Source organism: Streptomyces sp. MMG1121 (assembly GCF_001280015.1).
GTDB lineage: Bacteria > Actinomycetota > Actinomycetes > Streptomycetales > Streptomycetaceae > Streptomyces.
Genome location: NZ_LGDV01000038.1, coordinates 216,526 through 237,751 on the forward strand (window position 1 = coordinate 216,526; position 21,226 = coordinate 237,751).

The following is a 21,226-nucleotide window of genomic DNA, read 5'->3' on the forward strand; positions in this document are numbered from 1 at the left end:
ACAACCGGCGTCCGCACCGTGTGCGCTGTTCCTGCCGGCGGCGCTGGTCCCGGGGGACCGCCCCGGCGGCCGCCTTCCGGATCGTCGACAGCTTCGGCCTCTTCGACGCCCGCGCGTCCACCGTCTACTGGCGGATCGTCCTGCCGCTGCCGGCGATCGCCACGGTGGTGATCGTGAAGGGGATCGCCGTCCGCAACGACTTCTGCGTCCCCTTCCTCCGCATGCCGGCGCAGGATCTTGGCGTGATCTCGACGCCCCTGTTCCGCTTCCGCCGCCCCTGCGGCGCTTCAGCGGGTTCCTGCGAGGAGCGACGAGGTGAGGCTAGGCGCCCTTCGTCGACAGTGCGGCGACCAGTACCGGCGTCACCTGCTCCACCTGCCACGGCCGCGCACCGTGACCCACCAGGGCGCCCGCCACGGCCTCCGCGTCGGCGGGCTTCGGCGGCTCCCAGCAGACGCGCCGCACGGTGTCCGGGGACACCAGGTTCTCCTGAGGCATGTTCAGCCGCTCGGCCAGCGCCGAGACACCGGCCCGGGCGGCGGACAACCGCGCCGCGGCGGCCGGGTCCTTGTCGGCCCACGCGCGCGGCGGCGGAGGCCCGGTGACCGGCTGACCCGGCTGCGGCAGCGCGCTGTCGGCAAGGCCCTTGGCCCGATCCACGGCCGCCTGCCACTGCTCCAGCTGCCGCCGCCCCGTACGGTGCCCGAACCCGTTCAGCGCGGCCAGCGCGTGCACGTTGGCCGGCAGAGCGAGCGCGGCCTCGACGATGGCCGCGTCGCTCAGCACCTTGCCCGGCGACACGTCCCGCCGCTGGGCGATCCGGTCCCGCATCTCCCACAGCTCCCGTACGACACCGAGCTGCCGACGTCTGCGCACCTTGTGCATCCCGGACGTGCGCCGCCAGGGGTCCTTGCGCGGCTCGGCGGGCGGTGCCGTCGCGATCGCGTCGAACTCCTGCAGGGCCCACTCCAGTTTGCCCTGCCGGTCCAGCTCCTTCTCCAGGGCGTCGCGCAGATCGACGAGCAGTTCCACGTCCAGCGCGGCGTAGCGCAGCCAGGGCTCGGGCAGCGGCCGGGTCGACCAGTCGACGGCGGAGTGGCCCTTCTCCAGGACGTAGCCGAGGACGCCCTCGACCATGGCGCCGAGACCGACCCGGGGGAACCCGGCGAGCCGGCCGGCCAGCTCGGTGTCGAACAGCAGGGTCGGCATCATGCCTATCTCGCGCAGACACGGCAGGTCCTGGGTGGCGGCGTGCAGCACCCACTCGACGCCGGACAGCGCCTCGCCGAGCCCCGACAGGTCGGAACAGGCCACCGGGTCGATCAGCGCGGTCCCCGCGCCCTCGCGGCGCAGCTGCACCAAGTAGGCGCGCTGGCCGTAGCGGTATCCGGAGGCGCGCTCGGCGTCGACGGCGACGGGGCCGGAGCCGGCGGCGAAGGCGGCGATCACCTCGGCGAGCGCGGTCTCGTCGGCGATCACGGGCGGAATGCCCTCGCGGGGTTCGAGCAGCGGTGTCGGCGCCCCCGTCACAGAAGATCCGGCGTCGTCCGGAGGAGTGCCTCCGGTGATGCGCAGGGAGCTGTCTGCTGCGGTGTCTTGGGCGTCGGTCACCTGTCAAGGGTATCCGTGTATGGACTGCGCCCGTCGACGGAACGTTCCGTCGACGGGCGCGGGAGGGTCGTAAACCGGTCAGCCCGGGGACACGCGCGGCTCGTGCGAGAGAACCCCGCGCTGCTCCGAACGGCTCAGTGGATGATTCCGGTGCGCAGGGCGACGGCCACCATGCCGGCCCGGTCACCGGTGCCCAGCTTGCGGGCGATGCGGGCGAGATGGCTCTTCACGGTCAGGGCGGACAGGCCCATCGAGACGCCGATCGCCTTGTTGGACTGGCCCTCCGCGACCAGGCGCAGGACCTCGACCTCGCGGCCGGACAGTTCGCGGTAGCCGCCCGGGTGGCTCGGGGCACCCGGGGGGCGGCGGTGCATCCGGGCGGCGCCGAGGGGAGCGGCGCCGGGCCGGCTGGGCAGGCCGATGTTGGTACGGGTGCCGGTGACGACATAGCCCTTGACCCCGCCGGCGAGCGCGTTGCGGACCGCGCCGATGTCGTCGGCGGCGGACAGCGCCAGCCCGTTGGGCCAGCCCGCGGCGCGGGTCTCGGACAGCAGGGTCAGGCCGGAGCCGTCGGGCAGGTGGACGTCGGCGACGCAGATGTCGCGGGGGTTGCCGATGCGGGGACGAGCCTCCGCGATGGACGAGGCCTCGATGACATCGCGCACGCCGAGCGCCCACAGGTGGCGGGTGACGGTGGAGCGGACGCGCGGGTCGGCCACGACCACCATGGCGGTCGGCTTGTTCGGGCGGTAGGCGACCAGGCTTGCGGGCTGCTCGAGGAGAACGGACACCAGGCCTCCTGGGGTGGGGGGACGGGGCCGGCTTGTGGGGATGAAGCCGGGACGAACCGTGCTTTCAAGGTCACAGTCGTCTTCGGCAGCAAACTCGTCCGCCTTTAGAGAATGATCACGATCTAGTGAGTAACAATCTGTGCAAATCGGACACGCGATCGATCATCCGAAGATCGAGTCGGTTCAAGCGGATGCGATTCGAGGCCAGAAAGTGGCCGTATCGACAAAGAGATGGTCAACGAGGCGTCCATGCGGGGGACACCCCGGAACCTTGCGATCATCTCACCGCGACTGCGGCCCCCTGCGCTGCGGCAACGTGAACACCGAAGCGTCACCCGGACCGGCCGGCGGCAGCCCCGCGACCTGGGCCAGCAGGTCGCACCAGGAGGCAAGGTGGGACGCGGTGTCCGGCACGCCGCCGAGACCCTCGCGGGGCGTCCAGGAGGCCCGGATCTCGATCTGCGAGGCGGCCGGCCGCTCGGCGAGACCGCCGAAGTAGTGCGAACTCGCGCGCGTGATCGTGCCGCTCGGCTCACCGTAGCCGAGCCCGTGCGCCTGCAGCGCCCCGGTCAGCCACGACCAGCACACCTCCGGCAGCAGCGGATCGGCCGCCATCTCCGGCTCCAGCTCCGCGCGCACCAGCGTCACCATCCGGAACGTCCCGTGCCACGCGTCGTGCCCGGCCGGGTCGTGCAGCAGCACCAGTCGCCCGTCGGCCAGCTCCTGCTCGCCGTCGACCACCACCGCCTCCAGCGCGTACGCGTACGGGGCGAGCCGCTGCGGCGCGGGCGTCGGCTCCACCTCGACCTGCGGCCGCAGCCGGCAGTCGCGCAGCGCTTCGACCGCGGCCCGGAAAGCCGGTGGACCCTCAGTACTGGAGTGCCGGTCCGCCTCCTCGGTGTCCTTCACGTCGTCCATTCCGTCGGCGCTGTCCGACATTCGTCCGTGAGCCGCAGCCATGCGGGGAAGAGTAAGGGGAAGCGCGGCTTCGTGCAGGGCAAGACACCCCCTGAGGGCTGCGGCACTTCTGCGTCGGCGGCCGTGCGAGACTTGCCGTCGTGAGTGCCAACGTGGGCCCCTCGGGCCAGCAGCCGACAGCGACGTACGACAGTGCTTTCCTCAGGGCGTGCCGGCGGGAAGCCGTGCCGCACACCCCCGTGTGGTTCATGCGCCAGGCCGGCCGCTCGCTGCCCGAGTACCGCAAGGTCCGCGAGGGCATTCCCATGCTGGAGTCCTGCATGCGGCCCGAGCTGGTCACCGAGATCACGCTGCAGCCGGTGCGCCGGCACAACGTGGACGCGGCGATCTACTACAGCGACATCGTCGTCCCGCTCAAGGCCATCGGCATCGACCTCGACATCAAGCCCGGCGTCGGCCCGGTCGTCGAGCAGCCGATCCGCACCCGCGCCGACCTGGCCCGGCTGCGTGACCTCACCCCCGAGGACGTCCCCTACGTCACCGAGGCGATCGGCCTGCTCACCCGCGAGCTGGGAGCCACCCCGCTGATCGGTTTCGCGGGTGCGCCTTTCACCCTCGCGAGCTACCTGGTCGAGGGCGGTCCCTCGCGCACGTACGAGAACGCCAAGGCGATGATGTACGGCGACCCCGAGCTGTGGGCCGACCTGCTCGACCGGCTCGCCGACGTGACGGCCACGTTCCTGAAGGTCCAGATCGAGGCCGGGGCCTCGGCCGTGCAGCTCTTCGACTCCTGGGCCGGCGCGCTGGCGCCGGCGGACTACCGGCGCTCGGTCATGCCCGCCTCGGCGAAGGTCTTCGACGCCGTCGCCGGGTACGGCGTCCCGCGCATCCACTTCGGTGTCGGCACCGGTGAGCTGCTGAAGCTCATGGGCGAGGCCGGCGCGGACGTCGTCGGCGTCGACTGGCGCGTCCCGCTGGACGAGGCCGTCCGCCGCGTCGGCCCCGGCAAGGCGCTCCAGGGCAACTTCGACCCGACGGTCCTGTTCACCGACAAGAACACGGTCGAGACCAAGGCCCGTGAGGTGCTGGACGCGGCCGCCGGCCTTGAGGGCCACGTCTTCAACCTCGGCCACGGGGTCATGCCGCACACCGACCCGGACGCCCTGACCCGGCTCGTGGAGTACGTCCACACGCAGACCGCGCGCTGACTCACGCCGTGTAACGGGGCCGCGCCCGCCTGCCGAACACCAGGCCGCGCGGTTCCGGCGGGGGAGGTGTGCCGGGCTTGAGCGGCCGGGCGAGCAGCATGCCCGCCACGAATCCGACCACGTGCGCCGTGTAGGCCACCGTGCCGGCGCCGGAGACACCGTGCCCGGAGGAGTACACCGCCTGGAGCACGAACCAGAAGCCCAGCACCAGCCAGGCCGGCAGCCGCAGCGGCAGGAAGATCAGGAACGGCACGAGGACCCACACCCGTGCCCTCGGCCACAGCACGATGTAGGCGCCGAGCACTCCGGCGATCGCGCCGGACGCGCCGATCAGCGGGTCGCCCGAGCCGGCGTTGAACAGCGCGAACCCGTATCCGGCCGCGTAGCCGCAGACGACGTAGAAGAACAAGTACCGGACGTGGCCCATGCGGTCCTCGACGTTGTTGCCGAAGATCAGCAGGAAGAGCATGTTCCCGAGCAGATGCAGCCAGCTGCCGTGCAGGAACATCGCCGTGAACACCGACAGGGGCGGGGACTTGTCGTAGGACGGGGGTCCCACCACACAGCCGGGCCCGTGCGGGCCGACACCCACGTCGCCGGTCGGCACCAGCCGGGGTATCTGATGGTGGATGAGCTCCCTGGGCACCGCCGCGTAGTGGTCCATGAAGGCCTGGAGATGGCACAGCCGCGCCAGCTCGCCGCCGCCCGCCGCGGAACCGGCGGTGCCCGGCATGCTGACGAACACCAGGACGTTGGCGGCGATGAGCGCGTACGTCACCCAGGGGGTGCGGCGCACCGGGTTCACGTCATGGACGGGGATGACCACACAGAAGTAGTGCCCGGGATGCGCCCGGCGAACCGGTGAACGGCGCCGCACGCGCGTGCGTATCTGTTCTCAACCGACGTGAGGACAGGCGATGACGAACGCTCCGCAGGTTTCGGCGATGCATGCTCTGCCCGACGGTGAGGCTGAGGTCTCCCTGGTGGTGCGGCTTCCCTGGGAGGACGTCGCGCGGCTCGGCCAGGAGGCCGGACGGCTCGCCGCGCAGACGGGGCGGCCGGTGACGCTGGACGAGGCGGTCAGCCGTCGGCTTCGGTCCGCCCGGCCCTCGGCCACCCACGCGAGGCCCGCCGGGGAACAGCCGGCCGTCGTCTCCTCCAACGCTTCCGTCGCCTCTCTGCCCCGGATCAGCGGGACGGCGGTCAGCGGGACGGCCTAGGCCGCCCGCACCTTCGCCGTCGCCTTCCTCGCCGCCACCAGGACCGGGTCCCACACCGGGGAGAACGGCGGGGCGTAGCCCAGGTCCAGGGCCGTCATCTCCTCCACCGTCATCCGCGCGGTCAGTGCCACCGCCGCGATGTCCACCCGCTTCGCCGCGCCCTCCCTGCCGACGATCTGTACACCCAGCAGGCGGCCCGTGCGGCGTTCGGCGAGCATCTTGACCGTCATCGGGGAGGCGCCGGGGTAGTAGCCGGCGCGGCTGGTCGACTCGATGGTGACGGTCTCGTAGCGCAGTCCGACGCGGTCTGCGTCCTTCTCGCGCAGACCGGTGCGGGCGATCTCCAGGTCGCAGACCTTGCTGACCGCCGTGCCGACCACGCCCGGGAAGGTGGCGTAACCGCCGCCGGCGTTGGTGCCGATGACCTGGCCGTGCTTGTTGGCATGGGTGCCCAGCGGGACGTACTGCTCCTGGCCCGAGACCAGGTTCAGCACCTCCACGCAGTCGCCGCCCGCCCAGATGTTCTCGTGGCCGCGCACCCGCATCGCGAGGTCGGTGAGCAGGCCGCCGTGGGTGCCGAGGGGAAGGCCGGCGGCCCGGGCGAGAGCGGTGTCGGGGCGGACGCCGATGCCGAGGACCACCAGGTCCGCGGGGTACTCCGCGTCCTGTGTGGCCACCGCGCGGACCCTGCCGTCCGGCGCGGTGAGGATCTTGGTGACCTCGGCGTCGTTCACCATCGTGATGCCGAGGCCCGCCATGGCCCGGTGCACCAGCCGGCCCATGTCCGCATCGAGCGTCGACATGGGCTCCTTGCCGCGGTTGACGACCGTCACCCCGAAGCCGCGCCGGAGCAGCGCCTCGGCCATCTCGACGCCGATGTAGCCCGCGCCCACGACCACGGCCCTGCGGCCCCGCGCGCGTGCCAGCGAGTCCAGCAGGGCCTGTCCGTCGTCCAGGGTCTGCACACCGTGCACTCCGGGAGCGTCCGCGCCGGGCAGGTCCGGGCGGACCGGGCGAGCGCCGGTGGCGATGACGAGCTTGTCGTACGGCGTCCAGGACTCCGCGCCGGAATCGACGTCACGCGCGCGTACCCGCTGCCCGGCCACGTCGACGGCGGTGACCTCGGTGCGCAGCCGCAGATCGATGTCCCGCGCGCGGTGTTCATCGGGAGTACGGGCGATCAGGTCGTCCCGCTCGGGGACGTCGCCGCCCACCCAGTACGGGATGCCGCACGCCGAGAAGGAGGTGAAGCGGCCGCGTTCGAAGGCCACGATCTCCAGTTCGCCGGGCCCCTTCAGCCGGCGTGCCTGCGACGCCGCGGACATGCCCGCGGCGTCACCGCCGATCACGACCAGTCGTTCCGTGCCGCCGCGCCCACCGCTCATGGTCATGGTCATGGGAACACGCTACGGGGCGAGGGCATTTCGGTTCTGGTCCAGCTCCCCGCTCCCCGTTCCCCGCTCCCCGTTCCCCGCTCCCGGTCCTGGTCCGCCTCGGGCGCGGGTGCCGGGCGGTGCGTCCGCCGGGACCGTACGACCCCTGTCCGCACCAGCCGCCGCCAGCGCCACCAGGGCCGCGAAGGCCGCGAACGGCGGGGCGGCGCCGAGCGCGAGGGCGATCCGGCGCAGGATCGTGACGGACACGTGCCGGCCGCCCGACAGCGCTTCCGCGATGCCCGGCGCGCCGTCCGCGGCGGCCTTGCGCACCGGCTGCCCGGACAGCGGCACGGTGATGGTCGCGAGGCGCGTGCGGTCCTTCAGGGACGCCTTCGCGCCGCGCTGGACGAGCCGGCCGGTGTCCTGGGGAACGGCGAGCACCTCGCGGTACTTGGCGCGGGGCACGTGCAGCACGACCCGGTCACTCGCGTCGTCGTACGGAAAAGGGTGTGCGCAGGGGCGGAGCCTCCCGGGGACGGCGTGCTGTGACGGCCCTGCGAAGCCGGTGCGGGCGGCGACGTTCGGCGTCGGCGGTCCCGGTGCGGTCCCGGTCCGGGCTCGTCGTGATCACCGGCTCCCGGCAGGAGTGTCAGCGGGGTCTGAGAGAGTGGGGGACATGAGCGCAACGGGTACGCGTACGGGGCATGTCGTCGTCATCGGAGCCGGGATCGCCGGGCTGGCCGCCGCCCACCGGCTGCTCGGGCGGGGCGCGCGCGTGACCGTGCTGGAGGCCGCGGACCGGGTCGGCGGCAAGCTGCTGCCCGGCGAGATCGCGGGCGTGCGGGTCGACCTGGGCGCCGAGTCGATGCTCGCCCGCCGCCCCGAGGCGGTGGCCCTCGCGCGCGAGGTCGGGCTCGACGGCCGTCTGCAGCCGCCCGCCACCGCGACCGCCTCGATCTGGACCCGGGGTGCCCTGCGGCCCATGCCCAAGGGCCATGTGATGGGCGTGCCCGGCACTGCCGCGGCGCTCTCCGGCGTCCTGTCCGCCGAAGGCCTCGCCCGCATCGAGCGCGACGCCGACCTTCCTCGCACGGAGGTCGGCGACGACGTGGCCGTGGGGGAGTACGTGGCCGCCCGGCTCGGCCGCGAGGTCGTCGACCGCCTGGTCGAGCCCCTGCTCGGCGGGGTCTACGCGGGCGACGCGTACCGCATCTCGATGCGCTCGGCCGTCCCCCAGCTCTTCGAGGCCGCCCGCACCCACACCTCCCTCACGGAGGGAGTCCGAGAGATCCAGGCCAGGGTGGCCGCGCACCAGCAGACCGGCCCGGTCTTCATGGGCATCGAGGGCGGCGTGGGCACGCTGCCGCTCGCGGTCGCCGACGCCGTCCGCGCGCGGGGCGGCGAGATGCGCACCGGGACGCCGGTCACCGAACTGCGCGCCGGGGCCGCGGGCGGCTGGCGGATCACCGCCGGCGAGCGCGAGCTGCACGCCGACGCGGTGATCGTCGCCGTACCCGCCCCGGCCGCCGCGCGGCTGCTGCGCGCCGAGTCCCCGCAGGCGGCCGCCGAGCTGGCCGCGGTCGAATACGCCTCGATGGCCCTGGTCACCCTGGCCTACCGGCGCGCGGGACTGCGGCTCCCGGAGGGCAGCGGCTTCCTGGTCCCGCCGGTCGACGGCCACACCATCAAGGCGTCCACGTTCGCCTCCCACAAGTGGGGCTGGATCGCCGAGGAGGACCCGGACGTGGTCGTGCTGCGCACGTCCGTGGGGCGGCACGGCGAGACGGAGATCCTGCAGCGGGACGACGCCGCACTGGTCGAGGTCTCCCGGCACGACCTGCGCGAGGCCACCGGCCTGGACGCCGAACCCCTTCGGACCCGGGTCACGCGCTGGACCGACGGCCTGCCGCAGTACCCGGTCGGGCATCACGCGCGCGTGGCCCGCATCCGCGCACACGTCGCCAAGCTGCCGGGGCTCGCGGTGTGCGGCGCCCCGTACGACGGCGTCGGCATCCCGGCGTGCATCGCGAGCGCCTACGCGGCGGTGGACCAACTGGACGGCGACCTGAGCGCAATCCGGGAACTGACGGCCAACCCGGTGCAGAGTCTGCACGGCGGAGCGGGAGAATAGGGACCATGAGTGACGACGCCCCCACCACCGAGTCCGGCAGGATCCCGAACAAGGGCAAGCTGGCCAAGGACCTCAACGAGGTCATCCGCTACACCCTGTGGTCGGTCTTCAAGCTGAAGGACGTCCTGCCCGAGGACCGCGCCGGTTACGCCGACGAGGTCCAGGAGCTGTTCGACCAGCTCGCCGCCAAGGACGTGACGATCCGCGGCACCTACGACGTCTCCGGCCTGCGCGCCGACGCCGACCTCATGATCTGGTGGCACGCCGAGACCAGCGACCAGCTCCAGGAGGCGTACAACCTCTTCCGCCGCACCAAGCTGGGCCGCGCGCTCGAGCCCGTGTGGTCCAACATGGCGCTGCACCGCCCGGCCGAGTTCAACCGCTCGCACATCCCGGCGTTCCTCGCCGACGAGACGCCCCGGAACTACGTGAGCGTCTACCCCTTCGTGCGCTCCTACGACTGGTACCTGCTGCCCGACGAGGACCGCCGCCGCATGCTCGCCGATCACGGCAAGATGGCCCGCGGCTACCCGGACGTGCGCGCCAACACGGTCGCCTCGTTCTCCCTCGGTGACTACGAGTGGGTCCTGGCCTTCGAGGCCGACGAGCTGTACCGCATCGTCGACCTCATGCGCCACCTGCGCGCCTCCGAGGCCCGCAGGCACGTCCGCGAGGAGATCCCGTTCTACACGGGCCGCAGGAAGGACATCGCGGACCTGGTGGCCGGGCTGGCCTGACGGCGCCGCACGAGGGCCCGTCAGCGCGTGGCCCGCGGAGCCCGGTGCGGCGCGCACGACGCGCGCCGCCCCGGGACGCGGCCCGCCAACAGGTACGCCTCGAAGTGCGCGTTGACGCACGCGTTGGCGCCACCCCCGATGCCGTGCGTGCCCGCGTCCCGCTCGGTCACCAGCACCGATCCGGCCAACCGCCGGTTCATCTCCAGCGCACCCGGGTACGGCGCGGCCGCGTCCCGCTCGGCCGCCAGGATCAGCACCGGCGGCAGCTCACCCGGCCCGGTCCGCACGTCCAGCGGCTGCTGCCGGGGCGCCGGCCAGTACGCGCACGGCAGGTTCATCCACGCGTTGTCCCAGGTCTCGAAGGGCGCCACGCGGGCGAGCCGGGTGTTGTCCCGGTTCCACACCTTCCAGTCCGTCGGCCAGGGAGCGTCGTTGCACTCCACGGCCGTGTACACCGCGTTGGAGTTCTCCGCCTCCGCCGCCGCGGCCTTGCCCCCGCCCGGCGCGGCCAGCCGGATCAGCGGTTTCGGGTCGCCCTTCAGAAAGGCCGAGAGCGCGGCGGCCCGGCTCGGCCAGAAGTCGTCGTAGTACCCGGCCGTCAGGAAGGCGCTTCGCAGTTGTCCGGGGCCGACCTTCCCGCCCGCCGCCTTCCGGCCCAGCCGCTCGCGCGCGGTGTCGTAGCTGCGGCGCACCTTCTCGGCGGTGTTCCCGAGCCTGTAGACGTCGTCGTGGCGGGCGATCCACTCCCGGAAGTCCGTCCAGCGCTCCTCGAAGGCGGCCGACTGGTCCAGGTTGTCGCGGTACCAGATCTTCTCCGGGGCCGGGTCCACCGCCGCGTCCAGCACCATGCGCCGTACGTGCGTGGGGAACATCGAGGCGTACAACGCCCCGAAGTAGGTGCCGTACGACGCCCCCACGAACGTCAGCCGGTCCTCGCCCAGCGCGGCCCGCAGGACGTCCAGGTCCCGGGCGTTGTTCAGGGAGTTGTAGAAGCGCAGCTTGCTCCCGGACCGCTGGGCGCAGCCGCGCGCGTACGCCTTCGCCCGCGCGACGCGCTGCCGCTTGTACGCCTCCGACGGGTGCGCCGGCGACGAGGTGGGCGCCTCGAAGAAGTGCTTCGGGTCCTCGCACGACAGCGGCGCCGAACGGCCCACGCCGCGCGGGGCGTAGCCGACGAGGTCGTAGGCGGCGGCGATCCGCTTCCACTTCGGTTGGGCGCCGACCAGCGGGAAGTACATGCCGGAGGCGCCGGGGCCGCCCGGGTTGTAGACGAGGGCGCCCTGCCGGGGCACCCGCCGCTTGCTGTTGCGCGGGTCCTTCTCGGTCGCCCGGGTGCGGCTGACGGTCAGTCTGATCTGCGGGCCGTCGGGGTGGGCGTAGTCCAGCGGGACGGTCACCGTGGCGCACCGCATACTGCCCGGCGCGTGCGGCACATCGGCGTTGGAGCACGCGCCGAAGCCGATGCCGGCCGCGCGGGCGCGGGCCACGGCCACCGCGGTGCCGCGCAGTTCGGCCGCACCGGGCGCGCCGGGCACCGCGGGGCCGCCGGCGGCCCCGCCCGCCGGGGCGGCGGCCAGCGTGGTCAGCAGCAAGGATCCGGCGGCCGAGTACAGGGCGGCAGCTCTCATCGCGTATCCCTTCGATGCGGCGGCGGCGATGGCACGACTGCCACGGCCCGGCGTCAACAGAAGGGATGTTTCGTTCGGTCGCAGGGGAAGGCAAGCACCATCCGACGGGTGTCGGAGCCAATGCCCCCGATGCGCCCCCCTGAAGCCCGTGTGGCTCCCGAAGCCGCCCTCACTCCCGCCAGGGCTGGTCGCGGTGGGTGAAGGCCGCGCGCAGCTCCGGCTCACCGATCGCGCGGATCCCGCGGACGGCGACGGAGGTGAGGAACGACCGCTCGTCCCCGGCCGGCTTCCGGGTGAGCGCGCCCAGCAGCCGCAGCCCGGCCGGGGAGGCCCAGCGGGAGTACGGATGGACCTCGAAGCGGGCGATGACCAGGCAGCTCAGGCAGAGCGTGAGCGGCAGGGCGAACCACAGGCCCACCAGCAGCCGCGGCGTCCCCGTCTGGACGGGCAGCAGCAGCGCGGTCACGCCGAGCGCCGCCACGGCCAGTGCGGCGGCGCGCACCTGGCGGACGGCCGCCGCCACGGTCGTACCGGCGCCGTCGGGGACGGCGAGCCCGGCACGCTCCAGCCGGTCGGCGAGCCGCCGCACGGACTCCGCGCCCGCGGCCCGCGCCCGCACGGGCTGGATCCGTGACTGCCCCTGCGGCCCTATGGCCCCTATGACGGACTGCTCGATCTCGTCGCGCCCCCGCGGATCCACCACCGTGGCCCAGCCGGTGTGCGCGAGCAGCAGGCGGCGCTGCCGGGCCATCGAGACAAGGGTCACATCGGCGACCCGGGCGGGGCCGCCGGAGAGGAAGGCCGCCTCGTACAGCGTCAGATCGTGCTCCCGGTCCGCGGTCGTGCGTGTCGTGGCATCCGCGTCCAGCGCCGCCGCGCGTACGGCCGCCAGACACAGCCGGGTGCACGCCGTACCGGCGAAAGCCCAGGCCAGGAGCAGAAGGAGGACCCAGAACATGTCATGTTTCTATGCCAGAGGTCTGGGTGAATGCCATGCCCTGTTCAACATCCGGACGGAGTGTGGCCGGTACGTGACGTTCCGTTTTCCGCCGAGGTCAGGAGCTCTTCGGCTCCGGGCTGGTGGCGGCGGGCGGCAGGGAGTACGACTCGGCCGGCGACGGAGCCACCGGCACGGCGGCGCTCGGGGCGACCGCGGGCGGGGTCGGCACGGGGGTGGGCGAGGCGGCCAGCTCCTTGGCGAGCGCCGCGAAGTCGACGTACCCCGTCGCCTCCAGGATCTTGATGTGGTCCAGGACGGTCGCGTTGGCGTCGTCGGCGAGATCGCGGACCAGGGAGTTCTGGGTGTCCGCCCGGACCTGGGCGACCAGCGTGAACACCCGGCCGTGCGCGAGCCGCAGGATGCTCGCGAACTGCCGGTCGAAGTCCTCCCCCTGCGCCCCGTTCAGGGTGGCGAGCCACTGGTTCTGCTGCGCGTTCGGCTCGTTCGGCAGCGGCACGCCGAGCTGGGTGGCGACGGTGCGCACGTGCGCGTCCAGCGAGGTGTGCCCGTCGACGAGGTGCTGGCCCGCGGCGCGGACGGCCGCCGTGGTCCCCTTCTGCTCCGCCAGCTGGCCGGCGGGCAGCTCCCAGAGCCCCGCGAGCCGGACCTTGGTGATGAAGTCCTTGTCCTGAGCGGACAGCGGGCCGTACGGAGTGGTGACGGTCTGCGCGCTCAGCACGCTCGCGCTCGCCGCGTCCTGCCGGTCGGCGTAGGACCAGACAGGGTAGAGCAGTGCCGCGGCGGTCGCTCCGAGGGCCGCGATGACGAGCCCGGTGCCGCTGAATATGCCTCGGCCCTTGATCGGGGGTCGGGGTCGCATGGTGCCTCCTGTGGCGCACCGCACGCGAGTGTGCATGGCGGGTGGGGTGCGGGCGGCATATTACCCGCGCCGCTCGGCCGGTACCCGTTGTCACCGGCCGGGTGCGGTGCGTCGGCGGCCCGGACGAGGTGCGGCTGATCTCGCCCCCGCGGCCCGGCCGCACACCGGCACGGCCCCGCGCCCCGCCCCTCACCCGGCACATCAGCCACGCTGCCGCGGCAGCATCCTCCGCGCCACCCGACCCACCCGCCCGCCGGACGGCCTCGGTGCCGGGCCCGCCCGGTCCAGCCACCATTCCCGCAGCTTCCGTCGGGCCCTCGTGTCCTGCGGCCGCCCGGCCCGCAGCAGGTGCCCGGCGAAGTCCAGGGCGTCCCGCCGGTAGCCCCCGCTCATCGGCCGCTCCCGCGCGTACTCCAGGAACAGCTCCCGGTACCCCACGCCGAGGAACGCCGGCAGCTCCGGTGCCACCTTCGCCACCACGTCCGCCCGCTTCACCGCGAGCGCCCGCGCCTGTACCCGCATCCGTGTCCGGTCGAACCCCTCGGGCACCGGCGTCCCGGCCACGAGCGAGGACAGTACGGCGGCCTGGGCGACGCCGACCCGCTCCCGTGCGCCGACCGCGGGCCGCGTGAGCACGGCGACACCCCCGCCCGCCGGCCGGCCCTCACCGCCTCCCGGATCATGGTCAACTCCCGCTCCAGTTCGGCCGGTTCGGGGAAGTTCTCGTCCCGTTCCAGCAGGATTCCGGGCGGAGCCGTCCGGGAGGCGAGGTCGGTCAGGATGTCCAGGACCGGGCGCGGTACGGGATGGGCGTGGCTGTCGTGCCAGACGCCGTCGCGCTCGAAGCCGCCCGCGACATGGACGTAGGCGAGCGCCTCCAGCGGCAGCTCGGCCAGCGCCCGGGCCGGGTCCTCGCCCCGGTTGACGTGGTTGGTGTGCAGGTTGGCCACGTCGATCAGCAGCCGTACGCCGGTGCGCTCGACCAGCTCGGACAGGAACTGCCCCTCGCTCAGCTCCTCGCCCGGCCAGGAGAACAGCGCGGCGATGTTCTCCAGCGCCAGCGGCACGGGCAGGGCCTCCTGTGCGATGCGGACGTTCTCGCACAGGACGTCCAGGGCGTCCCGGGTGCGCGGCACCGGCAGCAGATGCCCGGCCTCCAGCGGCGGGGAGGCGGTGAGCGCGCCGCCCGCGCGGACGAACGCGATGTGCTCCGTGACCAGGGGCGCCCCCAGCGCCCGCGCCCGCTCCGCGAGTGCCGTCAGCCGGGCGGCGTCGGGGCGGTCGGCGCCGCCCAGGCCGAGGGAGACACCGTGCGGGATCACGGTCACCCCGCGCTCGCGCAGCCGCTCCAGCGACTTCGGGAGGTGGCCCGGGCAAACGTTCTCCGCCACGACCTCCACCCAGTCGATCCCCGGCATGATCTCCACGGCGTCCGCGATCTCCGGCCGCCAGCCGACCCCCGTGCCCAGTCGCCGCATGGTTCCCCCTCCTTCGAACGCCGAACGCCGCGTCCTTCCCGCGAATGACGGGGGTATGGCCCCGGCGACCGGCCCCGAACCGCCTGCGTGCCGTGTTCAGAGCAACATTTGAGCTTCAGCCCCGGGCGGGCCACCGCTGCGGGCTGCGGCCCAGCAGACGCAGTGCCTGCTCCAGCGGACCGGAGCCCTCGGGCACCTCCAGCGCCGGGCCGAAGGAGAAACCCGGCCCGCGCCGGCCGGGATCGGCCGGCACCGCACGGGCCACGGCGAGCGCGGCGTCGAGGACGTGGCCGGGGAACTCCACGGCGGTGCCCAGGGTGGCGGCGACGTCCCAGGCGTGCACCACATAGTCGACGAAGTGGAAGCCGACCGCTCGGCCGCCCGGGACGCCGCCCAGGTTCGGCAGCGCGAACTCCCGTCCTGTCACGCCCGGTTCGGCGAAGGCTGAGAGGACCGAAGCGGCGGCCGACCGGTGCGCGCGGGCGGGTTCGCTCAGGTCCTCGGACTCGCGCCAGTGCTCCGGCTCCTGCCCCGCTCCGCGCGCCGCGGCGGCGAACCCGAGGTGCTGTGCGGTCATGTGCGCGACGAGCCGACGCAGGGTCCAGCCCGCGCAGGGAGTGTCGCGCGTCCAGTCCGCGGGCGTGGCCAGGTCCACCACGCGCACGGCCTCCTGGACGGCGATCCGATCGAGTTCCACGAAGTCCGCTCCGGTCACAGTCATGGCCCGAGCATAAAACAAGGCGAACGATCGTGCTTATTTTTTGACGCCGTGCCGATACCGCCAACCGAGGTGCGGGTCAGGTGACTTGGGGGAGCGGGACGCCGTCCTCGGCCGCGGAGCGCAGCCGGGCCGCGATGCCCACCCGGGCCCTGCGGTACGCGGTCTCCTCTTCGTGCAGCACCGACAGGGCGTTCGCCGTCTCCAGCAACGCCACCAGCTCGAAGGCGAGTTGGCCGACATCTGTGCCGGCGCGCAGCTCACCCGCCGTACGGGCCTCCTCGATCGTCCGCTCCACGTACGCCGACCAGTCGCGCTGCGCACGGACCGCGGCGTCGTGCAGCGGCCCGCTCCGGGCGTCGTACTCCGCCATGACGCCGTAGAAGAAGCAGCCGCCCGGGAACACCCGGCCGCGCGAGTACTCCAGCCACAGCTCGCACAGCCGCCACAGCCGGCCGACGCCGGCCGGGGTCTCGGCCGCCGGGCGGAGCACCCGCTCGGTGAAGATCCGCCCGGCCTCCCGCACGGTCGCCAGCTGAAGCTCCTGCTTGGAGCCGAACAGCGCGAACACCCCGCTCTTGCTCAGCTCCAGCTCGGTGGCGAGACGGCCGACGGTGAGCGCCTCCAGGCCCTCGACCGAGGCGATCTCCACCGTGCGGCGCAGCACCAACCGACGGGTGCGGTTGCCCCGTTCGACCCGGCCGTCGACCCGCGTCATCCCGTCCTCCTAGCGCAGCGCGGGGTGGTCCGCGACGACCGTGCAGCTGCCCGGAGCGATCTCCGTGAAGCCGGCATCCCGAACGACCGGCAGCCCGCCGCCGGTCAGCCGGGTCCAGTCGGCGGGGGCGGCGGCGCGGACGGAGAGCGCGAAGCCCGCGTCCCGCCAGGCGCTGCGCTCCGCCTCGGACAGTGCCCACCAGGCCAGCTGGGCGCCGTGCCCCGCCTGCGCCATGGCCTTGCCGGCCGACATCTCCAGCTCCGGGTTCAGCCACAGCACGGGCTGGGCCGGGTCGGCCGCGACGGGCGGTTCCGGGTCGTCCAGCTCGGTGCCGGACACCTGGAGCTTCGCCAGGTCCTTCGGCCAGCCGTCGAGCGGGATCGGGGGGAAGACCCGCACCTGGGCGGACTTGCCGGTCACCGTGATCCCGGGCAGCGCCTCGGCCCGCCGCCACTCCGAGCCCCGGGCCCGCCGCACGACCTTCCGGATCTGCGCGTCCTCCCAGTGGCGCACCGCGTCGGCCCATTCGCCGTCCCCGGTGGCCCGCTCGTCACCGAGCAGCACGAGCACGGCCCGGGCGGCCGTCTCCAGCGCATCGGTACGGGCGGGCGGCGCACCCCGCTCGATCCGCGCCACGAGGGGCAGCACGAATTGCGGGGCTTCGTCACGATGGTCGTCCGGGGGCATGGAATCAGGGCTCACAGCAGCCAACCCTAAGGGCAGCACCCACCGCGCAACCGATCACAATGACCCCATGCAACGTGACCTACGACTGACCGCCGTAGGCCGCCGCTACGGCATCCGCGGCCCCTGGGTGTTACGAGGCGTCGACCTCACCATCGCCCCCGGAACCCTCACCCGTGTAGAAGGCGCGAACGGCACCGGAAAGTCCACCCTCCTGCGCCTGCTCGCCCGGCTCGACGCCCCCAGCGAGGGCCGCGTCACCGGCCGTCCGCGCACGGCGTACGTCCCCGAGCGGTTTCCCTCGGCGCTGCCCTTCACGCCCCTCGGCTATCTGACCCACCTCGGCACGGTCCACGGTCTGAGCCGCGGGACCGCGGAACGCGCCGCGGGCACCTGGCTGGAGCGGTTCGGCGCGGCCGAGCACGCCGGCACCCCGATGGCGCGGCTGTCCAAGGGCAGCAGCCAGAAGGTCGCCGTCGCCCAGGCCCTGCTCGGCGAACCGGAGCTGCTGGTGCTGGACGAGGCCTGGACCGGACTGGACGCGGCGGCGCGGGCCGAGCTGGAGCGGGCGGTGGCCGAGCGGACCGCGGCCGGCGGCGCCGTGGTGTTCGTCGACCACGACCCGCGTCGGCTGGCCGGGGCACCGGACGCGACGTACGCCGTGCTCGACGGCGGCCTCGAACGCCGTACGGCAGGCGGGAGTTCACCGGCCGGGCGGCTCGCCCTGGTCGTCGCGCGGGGGCCGGCCGGCGGGGCGCTGCCGCCCGACGCTGCGCGGACCGTCGCGTCCGCCGAGGAGACCGGCCCCGGCAGCCACCGCCTCGCCGTCCCCGCCTCCCACTCGGACGTCCTCCTGCGCGCCCTGCTCACGGCCCGCCCGCCCTGGCACGTCGTCAGCGTCACCCCGCCCCCCGACGACCCACCGTCTCGCGATGCCGGAAGCCGCCCATGACCGCACTCCTGCGCTACCAGGCCGACCTGCTGGTGCGCTCCCAGCGCTGGCTGCCGCCCGTGATCCTGTACGCCGCCTTCCTGGGGATCGGTGTGCAGAGCGGTCAGCCCGTGCTCGACTCGCTCGGCTACACGGCCGCCGGTCTGCTCCCGGTGGCCGCCTGGCTGGTGCGGATCTGTGTCACCGGCGAGCCGGACGCGGCCCGCGCCTGTGTCGCCGCCGCGCGCGGCCCTGCCCGGGCGCACCTCGCCTGTCTGCTGACCGCACTGCTCGCGGCGGCGGCGCTCGCAGTGGTGGCGACCGTGGTGGTGACGCTGATCAGTGACCCGGCGAGCAACGGCCACCGGATCCACGTACCCCCGCTGAAGGCCGGCGCGGCCGGGCTGCCCGCCACGCTCGCCTGCGCCCTGCTCGGCGCGGCCGTCGGCGCGCTCACCAACCGGCCGGTGCTGAACTCCACCGGCCGCGCGGTGCCCGCGATGCTGCTGGGCGCGCTGTTGGCGGCGGTCCTCGCGGGCTCCCCGGCGCAGGCCGCGGTCAGCGGCCTGGTCACCGGTTCGCAGACCGGCCGGGTGCCGGTGCCGCTGCTGCCACTGGCCGGGGCGGCCCTGCTGACGGCAGCGGCCTTCGCCGCGGCCGGTGGCCTCACCGCCCGCCGGTCACCCTGAACAGGCGGTGCGCTGCGCCTGCGGCCTCCCCCCTCTCGGCTGCGCTGGAGCGGGGGCACCCCCGTGGCGTACGGCGGGCCGTCGGCCTTCGGCGGGCGGGCGGCGTCGATGATCGAGCAGTGCTCCTCGGCGTCGTGCTCCCGGCGAAGGAAACTCAGGGGCGTCCCCGGCTCTGGCCGATCAGCTCGGAGACCTTCACGAACCGGTAGCCGCGCCTGCGCAGCTCCGGTACGACCGTGCGCACGACCCGCTCGGTGGCCGGGGCGGCGCTGCGGGTGCAGTGCATGACGACCACCGAGCCGGGCCGCACCCCGTCCAGCACCTGCCGGGCGACGGCCGCGGCGTCGGCGTCCGCGGCGAACGCGTCGCCGCTCACCACGTCCCACTGCACCGCGGTGATTCCGACCCCGTTCAGCGCGCGCAGCGCCCGCTGGTCGTAACAGCCGCCGGGAAAACGGAAGTACGGCACCGGGCGCGGCACGCCCGCCTTGCGCAGGGAGGCGTACGCCCGCTCCACGTCCGACCGCATCCTGTCGGCGGAGACGGTCGGCAGGCCGTAGCAGTCGTCGGTGAACGCGTAGTCGCTGTAGGAGTGGTTGGCCACCTCGAACTGCGGGTCGTGGCCGAGGCTGCTGGCCTCCGTGGGATACTCCTCGGCCCACCGGCCGGTCACGAAGACGGTCGCCGGCACCTTCAGCGCACGCAGGGTGCCGATGAGCTCCGGGTTGTCGAAATGCTCGCCGGCCGCCGCGCGGGGCCCCTGGTCGGCGGTCATGTCGGCGTCGAAGGTCAGCGCGACGGTCTTGCCCAGGGTGCGCGGACCGTGCTCGAAGACGGGGGTCACACCGCCGGGACCCGGCGCGAGCACGGGCGGACGCGAGGCGGACGGGGAGGCGGGGGCGGCGGACTCGGCCGGGGCCGGGCGGGCACCGCCCGCGCTGCCACAGGCGGCGAGCGCGGCGCCCAGGGCGCAGACGGCGGCGATACGGCGTACTGGTCTGATCATCGTACGAACGTAGGACGGGATGTCCGCTCGCACGGAGTTACGGCGCTCGGCACGGCGGTACGGTCACCCGGCTAGCGGCCGTACCGCCCGGTCAGGGTTCCGGTCGCGACGGTGTGGCCGGACAGGGCCCGCAGGAGGTCGTCCGGGGTGGCGCCGGGGGCGAGGGACGGGCGGCGGTCGGTGGCGTAGACCGTCAGGACGTAGTGGTGCGGCTGGTCGCCGTGGGGCGGGCAGGGGCCGCCGTAGCCCGTCTTCCCGAAGCTGTTGCGGCCCTCGGTCGCGCCCGGCGGGTGCTCGCCCGCCGTCAGACGCGTGCTGTGCGGGCCGACGTCCCACGCCAGCCAGTGGGTGAACGTGCCGTGCGCGGCGTCGGAGTCCCTCAGCAGCAGGGCCAGGGAGGCGGTGTGCGCGGGTACGCCGGAGAGGGCGAGCGGGGGCGAGACGTCCTCCGCGTCGCAGGTGAAGCGGCGCGGGATCGTACCGCCGTCGGCGTACGCGGGGCTCGTGACCGCGATGCGGCCGGTGGTCCCGGGGGAGGGGGCGCTGTCACTGCTGCCGTGCCCGCATCCCGCGACACCGGCCAGGACGACCGCCAGGGCCGCCGAACTCTTCCGCATGCCCGGCACGCTAGCCGGAGTGAGGGCCTCCGCCACCGTCCGGCGCGTGCTGCTGATTGCCGCGTTCCAGGAAGTGCAGCAGCTCCACCGGGATGGGCAGGACCAGCGTGGAGTTCTTCTCGGCCGACACCGCCATCACCGTCTGGAGCAGTCGCAGCTGGAGGGCGGCCGGCGTGTCGGCCATCTGCTGGGCTGCCTCGGCGAGCTTCTTGGAGGCCTGGAGTTCGGCGTCGGCGTTGATGATCCGGGCCCGGCGTTCCCGGTCGGCCTCGGCCTGGCGGGCCATGGAGCGCTTCATCGTGTCCGGCAGGGACACGTCCTTGATCTCGACCCGGTCGACCTGGATGCCCCAGCCGACGGCCGGGCTGTCGATCATCAGCTCCAGGCCCTGGTTGAGCTTCTCGCGGTTGGAGAGCAGGTCGTCCAGGTCGCTCTTGCCGATGATCGACCGCAGGGACGTCTGGGCCATCTGCGACACCGCGAACTTGTAGTCCTCGACCTTCACCAGGGCGCTCGCGGCGTCGACCACGCGGAAGTAGACGACCGCGTCCACGCGGACGGTGACGTTGTCGCGGGTGATGCCCTCCTGGGCCGGGATCGGCATCGTGACGATCTGCATGTTGACCTTGTGCAGCCGGTCCACGAACGGGATCACCAGGGTCAGGCCGGGCGGGCGTTCGGCACCGGCGACCCGGCCGAGCCGGAAGAGCACGCCGCGCTCGTACTGCTTGACCACCCGAGCCGCCATCGCCAGATAGATCACACCGGCGGATCCCGCCGCCGCGATGGCGCCCAGCAGCTCCTGGAGCATGGTGACCTCCTCACGGAGAGGATCACGGAGTGGATCGCGTCGAGGATCACGCTGAGGTCCGTTTTTGTCCGTCGAGGAAACGATATGCCCGAGATGGGGCGGAAGCCATAAGCCCTGCTGGGAGAACGAGGCCA

21 protein-coding genes and 2 pseudogenes are annotated in these 21,226 nt (G+C 73.5%); 7 read left to right on the forward strand and 16 right to left on the reverse strand.

The window, feature by feature from the left end; genetic code table 11:
* Window positions 1-22: 22 nt before the first annotated feature.
* Window positions 23-287, forward strand: a pseudogene (locus ADK64_RS46995) (carbohydrate ABC transporter permease); the annotation flags it as partial.
* Window positions 288-321: 34 nt separating this feature from the next.
* Here ADK64_RS46995 and ADK64_RS05845 read toward each other — a convergent pair.
* From ADK64_RS05845 to ADK64_RS05855, 3 genes are all read right to left on the reverse strand, one after another.
* Entirely contained in the window at window positions 322-1,611 is a 1,290-nt protein-coding gene (locus ADK64_RS05845; RefSeq protein ID WP_053655675.1) for a ribonuclease D, read from the reverse strand.
* Between the two features lie 134 nt (window positions 1,612-1,745).
* On the reverse strand, window positions 1,746-2,402 hold the full coding sequence (locus ADK64_RS05850) for a response regulator transcription factor (RefSeq protein ID WP_053655677.1): 657 nt from the start codon (window positions 2,400-2,402) through the stop codon (window positions 1,746-1,748).
* 282 nt (window positions 2,403-2,684) lie between these two features.
* Complete coding sequence (locus tag ADK64_RS05855) at window positions 2,685-3,362, reverse strand: DUF3000 domain-containing protein (protein WP_078992503.1); 678 nt, start codon at window positions 3,360-3,362, stop codon at window positions 2,685-2,687.
* A gap of 98 nt (window positions 3,363-3,460) precedes the next feature.
* Between ADK64_RS05855 and hemE the strand changes: the two genes are divergently transcribed.
* Window positions 3,461-4,528, forward strand: coding sequence for a uroporphyrinogen decarboxylase (gene hemE, locus ADK64_RS05860; RefSeq protein WP_053655679.1), 1,068 nt, complete (start codon window positions 3,461-3,463; stop codon window positions 4,526-4,528).
* A gap of 1 nt (window position 4,529) precedes the next feature.
* On the opposite strand, the gene ADK64_RS05865 is transcribed toward hemE, so the two are convergent.
* Window positions 4,530-5,354 carry a rhomboid family intramembrane serine protease gene (locus ADK64_RS05865; protein ID WP_053655681.1) on the reverse strand — a complete coding sequence of 275 codons (825 nt, stop codon included), beginning with the start codon at window positions 5,352-5,354 and terminating at the stop codon, window positions 4,530-4,532.
* A 118-nt stretch (window positions 5,355-5,472) separates the two neighbouring features.
* Here ADK64_RS05865 and ADK64_RS05870 point away from each other — a divergent pair, with 118 nt between their 5' ends.
* The gene (locus ADK64_RS05870; RefSeq protein WP_053656008.1) at window positions 5,473-5,748 is read left to right on the forward strand and encodes a hypothetical protein; all 276 of its coding nucleotides are present in this window, start codon (window positions 5,473-5,475) and stop codon (window positions 5,746-5,748) included.
* Here the strand turns inward: ADK64_RS05870 and ADK64_RS05875 are convergent.
* Window positions 5,745-7,139 carry an FAD-dependent oxidoreductase gene (locus ADK64_RS05875; RefSeq protein ID WP_053656010.1) on the reverse strand — a complete coding sequence of 465 codons (1,395 nt, stop codon included), beginning with the start codon at window positions 7,137-7,139 and terminating at the stop codon, window positions 5,745-5,747. The two genes, ADK64_RS05870 and ADK64_RS05875, sit on opposite strands and share 4 nt — an antisense overlap.
* A 15-nt stretch (window positions 7,140-7,154) precedes the next feature.
* On the reverse strand, window positions 7,155-7,598 hold the full coding sequence (locus tag ADK64_RS05880; protein WP_053655683.1) for a DUF4349 domain-containing protein: 444 nt from the start codon (window positions 7,596-7,598) through the stop codon (window positions 7,155-7,157).
* Between the two features lie 202 nt (window positions 7,599-7,800).
* On the opposite strand from ADK64_RS05880, the gene hemG reads away from it, so the two are divergent.
* Window positions 7,801-9,255, forward strand: a complete 1,455-nt coding sequence (gene hemG / locus ADK64_RS05885; RefSeq protein ID WP_053655685.1) for a protoporphyrinogen oxidase — start codon at window positions 7,801-7,803, stop codon at window positions 9,253-9,255.
* 5 nt (window positions 9,256-9,260) lie between these two features.
* Window positions 9,261-9,992, forward strand: a complete 732-nt coding sequence (hemQ, locus tag ADK64_RS05890) for a hydrogen peroxide-dependent heme synthase (RefSeq protein WP_053655687.1) — start codon at window positions 9,261-9,263, stop codon at window positions 9,990-9,992.
* Between the two features lie 20 nt (window positions 9,993-10,012).
* Here hemQ and ADK64_RS05895 read toward each other — a convergent pair whose 3' ends face one another.
* The 7 genes and pseudogenes from ADK64_RS05895 to ADK64_RS05925 form a co-directional block, all read right to left on the reverse strand.
* Entirely contained in the window at window positions 10,013-11,620 is a 1,608-nt protein-coding gene (locus ADK64_RS05895) for an alpha/beta hydrolase (RefSeq protein WP_053655689.1), read from the reverse strand.
* A gap of 169 nt (window positions 11,621-11,789) precedes the next feature.
* Complete coding sequence (locus tag ADK64_RS05900; protein WP_053655691.1) at window positions 11,790-12,578, reverse strand: TIGR04222 domain-containing membrane protein; 789 nt, start codon at window positions 12,576-12,578, stop codon at window positions 11,790-11,792.
* A 97-nt stretch (window positions 12,579-12,675) separates the two neighbouring features.
* Window positions 12,676-13,440 (reverse strand): DUF4142 domain-containing protein, encoded by a 765-nt coding sequence (locus ADK64_RS05905; RefSeq protein WP_053655693.1) that lies wholly within the window; start codon window positions 13,438-13,440, stop codon window positions 12,676-12,678.
* A gap of 201 nt (window positions 13,441-13,641) precedes the next feature.
* Window positions 13,642-14,918 (reverse strand): annotated as a pseudogene (locus ADK64_RS05910) (DUF692 domain-containing protein).
* Window positions 14,919-15,033: 115 nt separating this feature from the next.
* On the reverse strand, window positions 15,034-15,639 hold the full coding sequence (locus tag ADK64_RS05915; protein ID WP_053655695.1) for a TIGR03086 family metal-binding protein: 606 nt from the start codon (window positions 15,637-15,639) through the stop codon (window positions 15,034-15,036).
* Between the two features lie 76 nt (window positions 15,640-15,715).
* Window positions 15,716-16,354, reverse strand: a complete 639-nt coding sequence (locus ADK64_RS05920) for a TetR/AcrR family transcriptional regulator (RefSeq protein ID WP_053655697.1) — start codon at window positions 16,352-16,354, stop codon at window positions 15,716-15,718.
* Window positions 16,355-16,363: 9 nt separating this feature from the next.
* Window positions 16,364-17,041 carry an aminoacyl-tRNA hydrolase gene (locus tag ADK64_RS05925; protein WP_053655699.1) on the reverse strand — a complete coding sequence of 226 codons (678 nt, stop codon included), beginning with the start codon at window positions 17,039-17,041 and terminating at the stop codon, window positions 16,364-16,366.
* Window positions 17,042-17,108: 67 nt separating this feature from the next.
* Between ADK64_RS05925 and ADK64_RS05930 the strand changes: the two genes are divergently transcribed.
* Together ADK64_RS05930 and ADK64_RS05935 are read left to right on the forward strand one after the other, a co-directional pair.
* A complete protein-coding gene (locus tag ADK64_RS05930; RefSeq protein ID WP_053655702.1) occupies window positions 17,109-17,990 on the forward strand; it encodes an ABC transporter ATP-binding protein in 882 nt (293 codons plus the stop codon).
* Window positions 17,987-18,658, forward strand: a complete 672-nt coding sequence (locus ADK64_RS05935; RefSeq protein WP_053655705.1) for a hypothetical protein — start codon at window positions 17,987-17,989, stop codon at window positions 18,656-18,658. Before ADK64_RS05930 ends, ADK64_RS05935 begins: the two co-directional genes overlap by 4 nt.
* Window positions 18,659-18,812: 154 nt before the next feature.
* On the opposite strand, the gene ADK64_RS05940 is transcribed toward ADK64_RS05935, so the two are convergent.
* The 3 genes from ADK64_RS05940 to ADK64_RS05950 all read right to left on the reverse strand — a co-directional run bounded on the left by ADK64_RS05940 (window position 18,813) and on the right by ADK64_RS05950 (window position 21,092).
* Entirely contained in the window at window positions 18,813-19,664 is an 852-nt protein-coding gene (locus ADK64_RS05940) for a polysaccharide deacetylase family protein (RefSeq protein ID WP_053655711.1), read from the reverse strand.
* A gap of 71 nt (window positions 19,665-19,735) precedes the next feature.
* Window positions 19,736-20,281, reverse strand: coding sequence for a YbhB/YbcL family Raf kinase inhibitor-like protein (locus ADK64_RS05945; RefSeq protein ID WP_078992518.1), 546 nt, complete (start codon window positions 20,279-20,281; stop codon window positions 19,736-19,738).
* Between the two features lie 10 nt (window positions 20,282-20,291).
* Window positions 20,292-21,092, reverse strand: coding sequence for a slipin family protein (locus tag ADK64_RS05950; protein ID WP_053655717.1), 801 nt, complete (start codon window positions 21,090-21,092; stop codon window positions 20,292-20,294).
* Window positions 21,093-21,226 lie beyond the last annotated feature (134 nt).

What these genes read in the sequence shown, in the direction of transcription:
- ADK64_RS05855 (WP_078992503.1), bottom strand. Translation starts at nt 3,362, where the DNA reads ATGGCTGCGGCTCACGGACGAATGTCGGACAGCGCCGACGGAATGGAC.
- ADK64_RS05870 (WP_053656008.1), top strand. Translation starts at nt 5,473, where the DNA reads ATGCATGCTCTGCCCGACGGTGAGGCTGAGGTCTCCCTGGTGGTGCGG.
- ADK64_RS05875 (WP_053656010.1), bottom strand. Translation starts at nt 7,139, where the DNA reads ATGACCATGAGCGGTGGGCGCGGCGGCACGGAACGACTGGTCGTGATC.
- hemG (WP_053655685.1), top strand. Translation starts at nt 7,801, where the DNA reads ATGAGCGCAACGGGTACGCGTACGGGGCATGTCGTCGTCATCGGAGCC.
- hemQ (WP_053655687.1), top strand. Translation starts at nt 9,261, where the DNA reads ATGAGTGACGACGCCCCCACCACCGAGTCCGGCAGGATCCCGAACAAG.
- ADK64_RS05895 (WP_053655689.1), bottom strand. Translation starts at nt 11,620, where the DNA reads ATGAGAGCTGCCGCCCTGTACTCGGCCGCCGGATCCTTGCTGCTGACC.
- ADK64_RS05900 (WP_053655691.1), bottom strand. Translation starts at nt 12,578, where the DNA reads ATGTTCTGGGTCCTCCTTCTGCTCCTGGCCTGGGCTTTCGCCGGTACG.
- ADK64_RS05905 (WP_053655693.1), bottom strand. Translation starts at nt 13,440, where the DNA reads ATGCGACCCCGACCCCCGATCAAGGGCCGAGGCATATTCAGCGGCACC.
- ADK64_RS05915 (WP_053655695.1), bottom strand. Translation starts at nt 15,639, where the DNA reads ATGACTGTGACCGGAGCGGACTTCGTGGAACTCGATCGGATCGCCGTC.
- ADK64_RS05920 (WP_053655697.1), bottom strand. Translation starts at nt 16,354, where the DNA reads ATGACGCGGGTCGACGGCCGGGTCGAACGGGGCAACCGCACCCGTCGG.
- ADK64_RS05925 (WP_053655699.1), bottom strand. Translation starts at nt 17,041, where the DNA reads ATGCCCCCGGACGACCATCGTGACGAAGCCCCGCAATTCGTGCTGCCC.
- ADK64_RS05930 (WP_053655702.1), top strand. Translation starts at nt 17,109, where the DNA reads ATGCAACGTGACCTACGACTGACCGCCGTAGGCCGCCGCTACGGCATC.
- ADK64_RS05935 (WP_053655705.1), top strand. Translation starts at nt 17,987, where the DNA reads ATGACCGCACTCCTGCGCTACCAGGCCGACCTGCTGGTGCGCTCCCAG.
- ADK64_RS05940 (WP_053655711.1), bottom strand. Translation starts at nt 19,664, where the DNA reads ATGATCAGACCAGTACGCCGTATCGCCGCCGTCTGCGCCCTGGGCGCC.
- ADK64_RS05945 (WP_078992518.1), bottom strand. Translation starts at nt 20,281, where the DNA reads ATGCGGAAGAGTTCGGCGGCCCTGGCGGTCGTCCTGGCCGGTGTCGCG.
- ADK64_RS05950 (WP_053655717.1), bottom strand. Translation starts at nt 21,092, where the DNA reads ATGCTCCAGGAGCTGCTGGGCGCCATCGCGGCGGCGGGATCCGCCGGT.